This window comes from Pseudarthrobacter sp. RHLT3-21 (genome assembly GCF_059383495.1).
Window position 1 is genome coordinate 30,254 of record NZ_JBWZCI010000014.1, and the last position, 12,018, is coordinate 42,271.

Annotated in this window: 11 protein-coding genes; 9 read left to right on the plus strand and 2 right to left on the minus strand. The window is 64.8% G+C overall.

Features of this window, described 5'->3' with window-relative positions; all coding sequences use genetic code 11:
• From AC50YA_RS14935 to AC50YA_RS14970, 8 genes are all read left to right on the plus strand, one after another.
• The gene (locus AC50YA_RS14935; protein ID WP_494983042.1) at positions 1–459 is read left to right on the plus strand and encodes a hypothetical protein; all 459 of its coding nucleotides are present in this window, start codon (positions 1–3) and stop codon (positions 457–459) included.
• A gap of 186 nt (positions 460–645) precedes the next feature.
• Entirely contained in the window at positions 646–1,629 is a 984-nt protein-coding gene (locus tag AC50YA_RS14940; RefSeq protein ID WP_494983043.1) for a bifunctional riboflavin kinase/FAD synthetase, read from the plus strand.
• A 40-nt stretch (positions 1,630–1,669) separates the two neighbouring features.
• The gene (gene kynA / locus AC50YA_RS14945; protein WP_494983044.1) at positions 1,670–2,524 is read left to right on the plus strand and encodes a tryptophan 2,3-dioxygenase; all 855 of its coding nucleotides are present in this window, start codon (positions 1,670–1,672) and stop codon (positions 2,522–2,524) included.
• Between the two features lie 8 nt (positions 2,525–2,532).
• Entirely contained in the window at positions 2,533–3,780 is a 1,248-nt protein-coding gene (gene kynU, locus AC50YA_RS14950; RefSeq protein WP_494983102.1) for a kynureninase, read from the plus strand.
• Between the two features lie 229 nt (positions 3,781–4,009).
• Positions 4,010–4,279, plus strand: coding sequence for a 30S ribosomal protein S15 (gene rpsO, locus AC50YA_RS14955; RefSeq protein WP_104063120.1), 270 nt, complete (start codon positions 4,010–4,012; stop codon positions 4,277–4,279).
• A 248-nt stretch (positions 4,280–4,527) separates the two neighbouring features.
• Positions 4,528–6,780, plus strand: coding sequence for a polyribonucleotide nucleotidyltransferase (locus tag AC50YA_RS14960; protein ID WP_494983103.1), 2,253 nt, complete (start codon positions 4,528–4,530; stop codon positions 6,778–6,780).
• A 128-nt stretch (positions 6,781–6,908) separates the two neighbouring features.
• The gene (locus tag AC50YA_RS14965; protein WP_494983104.1) at positions 6,909–8,243 is read left to right on the plus strand and encodes a M16 family metallopeptidase; all 1,335 of its coding nucleotides are present in this window, start codon (positions 6,909–6,911) and stop codon (positions 8,241–8,243) included.
• A gap of 31 nt (positions 8,244–8,274) precedes the next feature.
• Positions 8,275–8,736, plus strand: coding sequence for a DUF1579 family protein (locus AC50YA_RS14970; RefSeq protein ID WP_494983045.1), 462 nt, complete (start codon positions 8,275–8,277; stop codon positions 8,734–8,736).
• A 54-nt stretch (positions 8,737–8,790) separates the two neighbouring features.
• Here the strand turns inward: AC50YA_RS14970 and AC50YA_RS14975 are convergent, their stop codons facing one another.
• Positions 8,791–9,030 carry a hypothetical protein gene (locus tag AC50YA_RS14975; RefSeq protein ID WP_494983046.1) on the minus strand — a complete coding sequence of 80 codons (240 nt, stop codon included), beginning with the start codon at positions 9,028–9,030 and terminating at the stop codon, positions 8,791–8,793.
• A gap of 253 nt (positions 9,031–9,283) precedes the next feature.
• Between AC50YA_RS14975 and AC50YA_RS14980 the strand changes: the two genes are divergently transcribed.
• The gene (locus AC50YA_RS14980) at positions 9,284–10,423 is read left to right on the plus strand and encodes a helix-turn-helix transcriptional regulator (RefSeq protein ID WP_494983047.1); all 1,140 of its coding nucleotides are present in this window, start codon (positions 9,284–9,286) and stop codon (positions 10,421–10,423) included.
• Between the two features lie 27 nt (positions 10,424–10,450).
• On the opposite strand, the gene AC50YA_RS14985 is transcribed toward AC50YA_RS14980, so the two are convergent.
• Positions 10,451–11,863: an HNH endonuclease signature motif containing protein gene (locus AC50YA_RS14985; RefSeq protein ID WP_494983048.1), complete on the minus strand. Its 1,413-nt coding sequence runs from the start codon at positions 11,861–11,863 to the stop codon at positions 10,451–10,453.
• Between the last annotated feature and the right edge of the window lie 155 nt (positions 11,864–12,018).

Sequence of the window (12,018 nt, forward strand, 5' to 3'; positions counted from 1 at the left end):
ATGGAAGAAGTACGCAACGTGAAAGCACCTCGTTCCGAAGCAGCCACTGCCAAGGCCGGCGCCAAGGACACCCGGAATACCGGCCCCGGACGCCTGCTCATCGCCGTCTATGCAGTGTTTGCCATTTCGGCCACCGCACGCGCCGGCTACCAGATCCTGACCAAGTTCTCCGAGGCTCCGTTCGCCTACCTGCTTTCCGCGTTCGCGGCGCTGGTCTACGTGGTGGCAACGGTGTCGCTGGCCAAGCCCGGCCGCACCTGGTTCAGGATCTCCCTGGCCGCCGTCCTGGTAGAACTTGTCGGTGTGCTGGTGGTGGGGGCGTTGAGCATGTTCGATCCGGTGGCGTTCCCGCATGAGACCGTCTGGTCCCTTTTTGGCCGGGGGTACGCGTTCATTCCGCTGCTGCTGCCGATCCTGGGACTGGTGTGGCTATACCGGCGCCGGCCGCGCCGGCAGTAATCCTGCACCGGCAGTAAACCGCACCAGCGATTCGCCGCTGCCGGCGAGCCTTCGGGCATGTCCGCGCGTGCCATCCCGTTGGCCCGGCGCCGTCCGGAAGCGATCCTGATTGCGGGTAATCTTAGAGAGTTCCGGCGCCGGTGCGTTCGGAGAGATGTCAGTTGAAGGCAGTAAAAGGCGAGGGTGATGGTCTACATCTGGAATGATCCGTCCGAGGTCCCGGCGGACTTTGGTCCCTCCGTTGTCACTTTCGGCAACTTCGACGGCGTCCATCGCGGGCACCAGCAGGTGCTCTCCGAGCTCATCCGCTCGGCCCGGCTCAACAAGACCAAGGCCGTTGCCGTCACCTTTGACCCGCACCCGGCCCTGATCCACCGCCCGGAGTCCGCGCCCGAAATGATCATGGGCCTGCAGGACAAACTGGTGGCATTGGGGGAGCTGGGCCTGGATGCCATTTTGGTGATGAAGTACTCGCTGAACCTGGCCAGCCTCACCCCTGAGGAATTTGTTAGCCAGGTCCTGGTGGACAGCCTGCACGCCAGCCACGTGGTGATCGGTCATGATTCCCGGTTCGGCCGCGGCAACTCCGGTGACCTTGACACCATGAAGCAGCTGGGCGAAAAGTTCGATTTCGACGTCCAGGTCATCAGTGAGTTCGGCTCGGAAGGCTACCCGCTGCATAACGACGGCAGCACGGACCGCCGCTGTTCCTCCACCTGGGTGCGCGAAGCACTGCAGGAGGGCGACGTCGCCACCGCCGCCGCGGTACTGGGACGCCCGCACCGGATGCGCGGCGAGGTTGTACACGGTGCTGCCCGCGGCCGCGTGCTCGGGTTCCCCACCGCAAACCTTGCCCACCAGTCCAGCGGGTTCATCCCTGCGGACGGAATCTACGCCGGCTGGCTGGTGGACCAGGCCGGCACGCGCTGGCCGGCGGCCATCTCGGTGGGGTCCAATCCCACGTTCGACGGCGTCAGCCGCCAGGTCGAAGCCCATGTGATCGACCGTCCGCACGAGGCCGTGGAGGATTTCGATCTGTACGGCCAGACAGTAGTTGTCGAATTTGTGGCGCGGCTGCGCGGCATGGTGGCATACCGTGGGCCGGAGGCGCTTGTTGACCAGATGCGTCTGGACGTTATTCAGGCCCACGATCTCCTGGTGCGGCGCTGACCGGGTCCCACCCGCAACGAACAGCCAGAGAGGCAGCACAGTGGCCGTCGAGAAGAACACCCGCAAACTGGACAAAGGCATAGTCCGCGATTTCAGTTCCCGGATGAGCTACGCGTCCTACCTCCAGCTGCCCACCCTGCTCAGTGCACAGCAACCTGTCAGCACTCCCGAACACCACGACGAGCTGCTGTTCATCATCCAGCACCAGACCACCGAGCTGTGGCTGAAGCTGGTCCTGCACGAGCTCCGCAGCGCCGCGGCCTGGCTGCGTGCAGACGATCTCGGATCCGCGCTCAAGGGCATCGCCCGGGTCAAGCACATCCAGAGAACCCTGACGGAGCAGTGGTCTGTCCTGGCCACGCTGACGCCGACGGAGTACTCCCAGTTCCGCGGGTTCCTGGGCAACTCCTCCGGCTTCCAGTCCAGCCAATACCGGGCCGTCGAGTTTGTCCTCGGCAACAAGAACCGCAAAATGCTGCCGGTATTCGAATCGGACCCGGAAGCGCACGCCATGCTGGAGGAGCTGCTGAATGCGCCCAGCATCTACGACGAGTTCCTGGCCTACCTGGCCCGGCAGGGCTTCGACGTGCCACAGTCCGTGCTGGAGCGGGACGTCACCCGCGCCCACGAGTTCTGCCCCGAACTGGTTCCGCTGTTCAAGCACATCTACGAAAACGCCGCGGATAACTGGGGCGCCTACGAGGCGTGCGAGGAACTCGTGGACCTCGAAGATAACTTCCAGCTCTGGCGGTTCCGGCACCTGCGAACGGTCCAGCGGACCATCGGGATGAAATCGGGAACCGGGGGATCCAGCGGCGCTGCCTTCCTGCAGAAGGCCCTCGAGCTCACCTTCTTCCCTGAACTGTTCGCTGTACGGACGGAGATCGGCCAATGAACAGCCCGATGGACGCGAAGATGGAAAACCACGACGGCGCCGCCCTCCTTGAGCAGGCAGTGCAACTTGACGCAGCTGACCCGTTGGCACGCTACCGCGGCCTCTTCATCGGGACGGACACGGACCTTTCCTACCTCGACGGCAATTCCCTGGGCCGCCCGCTGAAGCGGACCCCACGGGACATCAGCACCTTTATCGAGGAAGGCTGGGGCGGCCGGCTCATCCGTGGCTGGGACGAGGAATGGCTGGACCTGCCCCAGACCATCGGCGATCAACTGGGCCGGGCCGTCCTCGGTGCAGCCGCAGGCCAGACCGTCATTGCCGACTCCACCACGGTGGTGCTCTACAAGCTGATCCGTGCTGCGCTGGCCACGGTGGCTGACCCGGCCCGCACAGAGATTGTCCTGGACACGGAGAACTTCCCCACGGACCGCTACCTGGTCGAGGGCATCGCCCGCGAGGAAGGCCTGACCCTGCGCTGGATCGAAGCCGATCCAGCGTCCGGCGTCACCGTTGAACAGGTGCGGGACGCAACCGGCCCGGCGACCGCCGTCGTACTTTTGAGCCACGTGGCGTACCGCTCAGGCTTCCTGGCCGATCTTCCGGGTATTACGGAAGTTGCGCACAGCGCGGGGGCCCTGGTGGTCTGGGATCTGTGCCATTCCGCCGGCTCGGTGGAGCTGGACCTGGACGGGGCAGGCGTGGATTTTGCCGCGGGCTGCACCTACAAGTACCTCAACGGGGGACCGGGCTCGCCGGCGTTCGCCTACGTCAACCGCCGGCACCTGCCCGGACTGAAGCAGCCGATCTGGGGCTGGATGGGACGCAAGGACGCGTTCGAGATGGCCGCAGGCTACGAGCCGGCGCCCGGGATCCGGAGTTTCCTCAGCGGCACGCCGGCCGTCTTCGGGATGCTGGCCATGCGCGGGACCCTTGACCTCATCGAAGAGGCCGGCATGGCTGCCATCCGGGAGAAGTCCCTGAAACTCACCGCGTACGCCGTGCAGTTGTATGAGGCATGGCTGGAGCCGGCGGGCGTGGAGCTGGCATCGCCGCGTGATCCGGAGCTTCGCGGGAGCCACATCACCCTGGATCATCCGGCGTTCCGGAACGTGACGGCGGAGCTGTGGGAACAGGACGTCATCCCGGACTTCCGCGCACCACACGGGATCCGCGTGGGGCTGTCGCCGCTGAGCACCAGCTTCGCTGAGCTGTTCCGGGGGATGGCCGCCATTCGGGATCAGCTGCGCCGCTGAGCAGCTGCCTTTTGCTGACGGCCTTTGCTGACGGCGCGTGGTGACAGCGGCGGCTGTTTCGACAAGATTGCGGCGGGGCCGGTAAACTAAGAGTTGGATCCGGCTGCAGTCCGTGGCGGCTGGTTCCTGCCATGTGTGGAAAGACCCTGGTTTCCGGGGGATTCCCGCGCGGGCAGACCCGGCAGTGAAGTACTGAATCGGGCCTCACGGCACATCTCTAGGAGTTATTGTGGCACTTGAAGCCGCTGTAAAGCAGTCCATCATCCAGGATTTCGCAACGTCCGAGGGCGACACCGGTTCGCCGGAGGTCCAGGTTGCAGTCCTGACTCAGCGGATCAAGGATCTGACTGAGCACATGAAGGTGCACAAGCACGATTACCACACCCAGCGCGGTCTGCTGGCCATGGTTGGTCGTCGCAAGCGTATGCTCACCTACCTCAAGAACACTGACATCACCCGCTACCGCGCGCTCATCGAGCGTCTCGGCCTGCGCCGCTAGTCAGCTTTAAGGGGCGGCCCCTTCCGTGACGGAAAGGGCCGCCTTCTTCAGAAGAAAATTAAACAGGAGGATCAACCGCATCACGCATTCGCGGTCCTCGGTAGTGATCCCCGGGAACGGCTTCGAAGAATGAAGCCCTCGGCCCGTGGGTCTCGATCGATGACCGGGTGCAGTGCAGGCCAGTAGACAGATGCTGGCCTGGGTTGATGCGGCTGGACTCCGTGAAACAAGAAACGGAGGTGACTCTCTTGGAGGGTCCCGAAATCCAGTTCTCAGAAGCAGTCATTGATAATGGCCGCTTTGGCAAGCGTGTAATCCGCTTTGAAACCGGCCGTCTTGCCAAGCAGGCAGCCGGCGCAGCCATGGTGTACATCGACGAAGACACCGCTCTGCTGTCCGCTACCACCGCAGGCAAGCACCCGCGCGAAGGCTTCGACTTCTTCCCGCTGACGGTTGACGTTGAAGAGCGCATGTACGCCGCCGGCCGTATCCCGGGCTCGTTCTTCCGCCGCGAAGGCCGCCCGTCCACCGAGGCCATCCTGGCCTGCCGCCTGATGGACCGCCCGCTGCGTCCGGCCTTCGTCAAGGGCCTGCGCAACGAGGTCCAGATCGTGGTGACCGTCCTGGCCATCAACCCTGACGAGCTCTACGACGTGGTGGCCATCAACGCCTCCTCCATGTCCACCCAGCTCTCCGGCCTGCCGTTCTCCGGCCCGATCGGCGGCGTCCGCGTTGCCCTCGTCGCTGACGAGCACGGTTCGCAGTGGGTTGCTTTCCCCAAGCACTCCCAGCTTGAGAACTCCGTGTTCAACATGGTTGTAGCCGGCCGTGTTGCCGGTGACGACGTCGCCATCATGATGGTCGAAGCCGAAGCAACCGACAACTCCTGGAACCTCATCAAGGAACAGGGTGCCACCGCTCCCACCGAAGAGGTTGTCTCCGAGGGCCTCGAGGCTGCCAAGCCGTTCATCAAGGCACTCTGCGAGGCCCAGGCCGACCTGGCTGCCCGCGCTGCCAAGCCCACCGTCGAGTTCCCTGTCTTCCTTGACTACCAGGATGACGTCTACGCCGCTGTTGAGTCTGCTGCCGCGCAGAAGCTGGCCGCTGTCTTCCAGATCGCAGACAAGCAGGAACGCGACGTTGCAACGGATTCGCTCAAGGACGAAGTCACTTCTTCCCTGGCCGGCCAGTTCGAAGGCCGCGACAAGGAGCTGTCCGCAGCATTCCGCTCGGTCACCAAGCAGGTTGTGCGCCAGCGCATCCTCAAGGACCAGATCCGCATCGACGGCCGTGGCCTGACGGACATCCGCCAGCTCACCGCCGAGGTTGAAGTTCTGCCCCGCGTGCACGGCTCGGCAATCTTCGAGCGCGGCGAAACCCAGATCATGGGTGTCACCACGCTGAACATGCTCAAGATGGAACAGCAGATCGATTCGCTGTCGCCCGTCACGCGCAAGCGCTACATGCACAACTACAACTTCCCGCCGTACTCCACCGGTGAGACCGGCCGCGTGGGTTCGCCCAAGCGCCGTGAAATCGGCCATGGCGCCCTCGCAGAGCGCGCGATTATGCCGGTACTGCCGTCCCGCGAGGAATTCCCCTACGCGATTCGCCAGGTGTCTGAGGCTCTCAGCTCCAACGGTTCGACGTCGATGGGTTCCGTCTGCGCCTCGACGCTGTCCCTGCTCAATGCAGGTGTGCCGCTGAAGGCAGCTGTTGCAGGTATCGCCATGGGCCTGGTCTCCGACCAGGTTGACGGCCAGACCCGCTACGCGGCCCTGACCGATATCCTCGGCGCCGAAGATGCCTTCGGCGACATGGACTTCAAGGTTGCCGGCACCGCTGAATTCGTTACGGCCATCCAGCTGGACACGAAGCTCGACGGCATCCCCGCTTCCGTGCTGGCAGCAGCGCTGAAGCAGGCCCGCGAAGCCCGCCTGCACATCCTGGACGTCCTGAACTCCGCGATCGACACCCCGGATGAGCTCTCCGAGTTCGCGCCGCGCGTCATCGCGGTCAAGATCCCGGTTGACAAGATCGGCGAGGTCATTGGGCCCAAGGGCAAGATGATCAACCAGATCCAGGAAGACACCGGCGCCGACATCTCCATCGAGGACGACGGCACGGTCTACATTGGCGCCACCAACGGTCCGTCTGCTGACGCAGCACGCTCCGCGATCAACGCCATTGCCAACCCCCAGATCCCGGAAATCGGCGAGCGCTACCTGGGTACGGTCGTCAAGACCACCACCTTCGGTGCCTTCATTTCGCTGACGCCGGGCAAGGACGGCCTGCTGCACATCTCCGAGCTGCGCAAGCTGGCCAACGGCAAGCGCGTGGACAACGTTGATGACGTGGTTTCCGTCGGCCAGAAGATCCAGGTGGAAATCACCAAGATCGATGACCGTGGCAAGCTGTCGCTGTCCCCGGTAGTGGCTGAAGAAGAAGGCGCCGAGCTCGTTGACGCTTCCGCCGCAGAGGGCGCTGCCGAAGCGGAGTAGTCCACTGACGCGGAGTACCATCCTCCTTCACACAGCATGAATCGGCGGGGCCGGTGGATGATCCACCGGCCCCGCCGCTGTTACGATGGCAGCCAGATCCGGCTGCCGCTCCTGAAAGGCTTCAATGACTGTTGTACCCCTGCCGCNAGAACCAGCCCGGCGACACCCTGGTCCACGGCTCCGACGGCGGCTCCGTTGTCCGGCGTTCAGTGCTGCCGGGCGGCGTGCGGGTGCTCACCGAAGCGATGCCGGGCCAGCGTTCGGCGACCATCGGTTTCTGGGTGGGCGTCGGGTCACGTGATGAAGCCCCGGGCCAGCACGGCTCCACGCACTTCCTGGAGCACCTCCTGTTCAAGGGAACCAAACGCCGCACCGCCCTGGAAATTGCCTCGGCCTTTGATGAGGTGGGCGGAGAGTCCAACGCGGCCACGGCCAAAGAGAGCACGTGCTACTTCGCACGCGTGCTGGACACGGACCTGCCCATGGCCATCGACGTCATTGCCGACATGATCACCGGTGCCGTCCTGGATCCGGCCGAGATGGAGCAGGAACGCGACGTCATCCTGGAGGAAATCGCCATGGACAGCGATGACCCCACCGACGTTGCGCACGAAAACTTTGTGGCTGCCGTCCTGGGCACCCACCCGCTGGGCCGCCCCATCGGCGGCACTCCCGCCGCGATCCGCGCCGTCGCCCGCGACTCCGTCTGGGAGCACTACCGCCGCTACTACCGCCCGGATGAGCTGGTCATCACCGCCGCCGGGGGCCTGGAGCACGACGTCGTCTGCCGCCTTGTGGTGGATGCGCTCCACACTGCCGGGTGGTCACTAGAGTCCGACGCCGCCCCGGTGGATCGCCGCTCCACCGAGCGGGCCGACATCACCGGCACTGCCGGGCTGCATGTGGTCAAGCGTGCGGTGGAGCAGGCGAACATCATCATGGGTTGCCCCACGATCGTGGCCACCGATGAGCGCCGCTACGTCATGAGCGTCCTTAACGCCGTGCTGGGCGGCGGGATGTCCTCGCGGCTGTTCCAGGAGATCCGCGAAAAGCGTGGCCTGGTGTACTCCACTTACTCCTTTGCCTCCTCTTACGCGGACGCCGGCTACTTCGGGATGTACGCAGGGTGCACTCCGTCGAAGGTCCGCCAGGTGTTGGACCTGCTGGGGCTGGAGCTGGACAAGCTTGCCGAAGGCGGGATCTCCGACGACGAACTGCGCAAGGCCGTGGGCCAGCTGTGCGGCGGAATTGTGCTGGCACTGGAGGACACCGGTTCCCGCATGTCCCGCCTGGGCCGCGCTGAACTCGTGTCCGGTGAATACCAGGACATCGACGAGACCCTGCGGCAGATCAAGGCAGTCACCGCGCAGGAGGTCCAGGACCTTGCCAGGGAGTTGGCAGCCGCGCCGCGGACCGTCACTGTGGTGGGCCCGTTCGAGGAGACCGAAACCTTCGGTCTCTGACCGGCAGGCTTGCGCCCGCCATAATAAACCTATGAACCTTCCGCAGCCGGGCACGGTGCACGCCGTACTGGAGAACTTCCTGGGGCATTGGCGCGGCACCACCCGGCTGGTCGCGTCGGCCTGGGGGCCCAAGCGCACTGCCTCGGCGGAAGTCAGTTACTCCAGGGCCGCCGGGGGCTACGCGGTTGTGCAAAGTTACAGGCACACCGAAGCTGATGGCACGCACTTTGAAGGCCACGGCGTCTTTACTGTCGACCGGGACCACAATGACATCCTCTGGTACCACGTGGACAGCTTGGGCCTGCCGCCGGGAGCCCCGGCCCGCTGCACCTGGCTGGACGGTGTGCTGCGCGTCGAGCGCCACAATGACCGCGGGACAGCCCGCCATACTTTCCGTGTGGACAACGACGTGCTGATCCACACCGCCGAGTTGCGCCTCGGCGACGGCCAGGACTTTGTCCCGTTTATGACCTCCGAGTGCCGCCGCGTCTGACCCCATCCCGCCCCCGCGCGAACCGACGCTTAAGCCTCTGCAGAGATCCGGCCGTCAGCCGGCTGATTCCAGAATCCTTGTCTGCGGCGCCCCGTTCAAGGCTGGCGCTGCGGAGGAGGAATTCCACACCCTATCTTTCAGGTTCGCCAGCAATCGCTCAGCTTGGCCGCGCTCGATGAAATCGAGTTCCACCACGACATAGTGGGAATCATCCACCGGCTGGGAAATCCGGTGGCCGACGACTCCGGACGCCGCGCGGTTCACCGGATCCCGGTCAAAGGCCGCCTTCCACATGCCAAAGTCCTTGATGCCATGTTCTATCTGCAGTGTGTACATTCCGGTTTCTCCCTAGTTGATGGCGTCAGTTGAGTGCACTCGTTTGCCTCCGTGCACTCCCATCCCATCGCTCCTCTACTGGGACAGCCGCACGGTTCCGCTGCGTTGCATACCGTCACGGTAACCGTTGGCCGCTGCGGCCGGTATCCCAGAAATCTGGGGCTCTGGGACGGGAAGCGCCCGCGCCGGCCGCAGAGCGCATACTGGGGGAATGACCCCCGGCAGTCCGTGGAACCGGAGCCTTGAACGGATCCGGCTCATCGGCGACTCCGCCCCGGATCACCACTCGTTACGCACTGCTGTGCTCGCTGAGTTGGGCCGGGTGCTTCCGTTCAGTGCCTTCGTATGGCCGCTCTCGGATCCGCTGACGGCGACGGGTATGTCGCCCATTGCCCGGATTCCGTGCCCGGACGAACTGCCGTTGCTGATCCGGCTCAAGTATCTGACGCTGGTAGGTCGCTGGACTCAGTTGGCGATCAGTCCGTCACCGGCGACGACGCTGCTGCGCGAAACTGCCGGCAATCCATCGCGGAGCCGGGTGTGGAAAGGCCTGATGAAGCGCTACGGAGTGACCGATGTCCTATTCGCAGTGCTGGCGGACAAACACGGCTGCTGGGGTTGGCTCGACCTCTGGCGAACGGATCCGGACGATCCGTTTAGTGTCGAGGAAGTGGGATACCTCGCTGCCGTGACACGTGAGGTCACGCCCGCCCTTCGTCGCTCGATAGCCCGGCAGTTTGGTACGGAGATCCCTGACGGACTCGAACCTGTAGGACACGAGGTTGTACGTGTGCGGGCGTCAGCCGTCGGCGGAAGTCCGAGGCCGGACTTGCCGCAACAAGCCGTGCTGACTCTGGATGCTGATATGGCTGTGATGGGCGGAACGGCTTCTGCGGAGGAGTGGCTGGGACTGCTGCAGGCTGGCCCGCGTCCTTTTCAACGCGTCCCGGCCGAGGTCCTCAACGTCGCTGCCCAGTTGCTGGCTCGTGAGGCGGGCGTGGATCGTCATCCTGCGTCTGCCCGTGTGCATATAGGGTCGGGCCAGTGGGCCATACTCCAGGCCAGCCGGATGGACTCCACCGGCAATGCGGCCATTCCGCCATTGGCCGTCACCATCCAGGCATGCCCTCCGGAGGCGCGGCTTGATATGTTCGCCCGGAGCTTCGGACTGACAATGCGGCAGCGGGAATTGCTTGAGCTTGCTGCCAGTGGCGCCGGCACCAACGCCATGGCGGCTGTCTTGGGGATCGGGGCCTATACCGTCCAGGATCAGTTCAAGCAGATTTTCGATACCTGCGGCGTTCATAGCCGCGCCTCGTTGTTGGCCCTGGCGATGGGAACGGCCCAGTAGACGACGGCTGGGAAGGCCCCGGAAGACTCACGTCCGGGTCGGCATCGGTGTGGTGTCGGTAGTGGGGAAGTTTGACGGCAAATGGGGTGGTTCCCAGTCTGGGTGTTCGCTGGCGTAGTGCCGTCCGGTGGGTGATGTCCAGCCGGGTGGTTCATTCTTGGTCGCGGTGGTGGGTTTCCAACCTGTGGTGTGTCGGAGCCGGTGATGGCGGGGACACGGCTGGCCAAGATTTGAAATCCCGGTAGATCCTCCCTTGGCCCAGGCGAGGAGGTGGTCGGCTTCGTTGTCTAGGGACTGGTTGCTGCAGCCAGGGAACGGGCACTTGCCGTCGCGAAGTCTGAGCCATTGGCGTTGGGCTTTCGTGAGCCGGTAGCTGGTCCGGCCGATTTCCAGCGGAGCTCCGTCGCGGGGGTCGATCAGGACCCGCAGGAACGAGTCCGCGCCGTCGGCCATCAGTTGCCTTGCCATTGATGGCGGGATCGGCCCGTATCCGTCGAGGGTGGCCGGTTCATCCGTGAGGCCCAGCAGCGAAAGCACCGGGACGGTGACCAGGACCTGCGCCCGCGGCGATGGAACACTGCCGCCCACGTTGACGTCGTCGCTGTTGGCCGCATCGCCTGTGGCGCCGAGGAGCCGGGTGGCGGCCACATCTGCGCGGAGCTGGCTGAGCGTCCGGTCCTCGTCCGGGCCTTGCAAAGCCCGGGCCGCGGTGGTGGTGCGGTCCCAGATCCCCGCGGCCTGGTCGGCCGGGAGGTAGGCGGAGAGCCATGCCATGCCGTCCCGGTCCGGGGCATACTCCACCCGCCGGTCCGCCGCGCTCCGGATGTGGCGTTTTTCGATGCTGACCGGATGGTGGCGTTCCCGCCAGGTCCGGGCCTTGTGTCGGAACCTCCCGGGGATGAGCTCACCGGCCGGGCACCCACGGGCCGGGTTGGGTGCGTCAGGATTCAGGAAATGCGCCTCCAACGCCGCCGCAGCCGGCCTGTCGAGATTGATGGTTTCGTCGACCGTAATCCGGGCGTGCTGCCACGAAATCTGCCCCGCCTGCAGCGCGGACATCGTCAGCGGCAGGCTGGTTGTGAGCTCGTGGGCTTCAGCGAGCAGGGCACCCGCGGCGCGTTCGCTGACCGTCAGCACGCAGGCGACCTCAGCAATCACCGCCATCTCCTGCCCGCTGTGGTCCTGCGGGGACTCGGCAGGGCCTGCAAGGGTCTGGGCGGCGTCGGCATAATCGGCGGCCGCGTGAACCTTCAGGGCCGCCATCTTCGCTTCCCCGCGGGCGACTGCAGCCAGAGTCGCCAGGGCGATCTCGGCCCTGCTGCGCAGCGGATCCGCATCACAGGAATCCGGGGATTCGGCAGCGCCACGCAACACCAGAGCCAGCTCAGACAAGGACGCCGCAAGGGCCTCCGCCGTCTCCATAGCTGCTCTGCTATCCATACTCAAAGCATCCCAGCAGGGTCTGACAATTTCCGCGTGGATGGATGCCTATGTGCATAACCTGCGGCCACGCTGGCCTTCATGTCAGTTATCAGGACTAAAAGCCCCGCCGTTTTCGCGCGAGGCGATACTTGTGGCCCTGCTGGTCGGCGCGA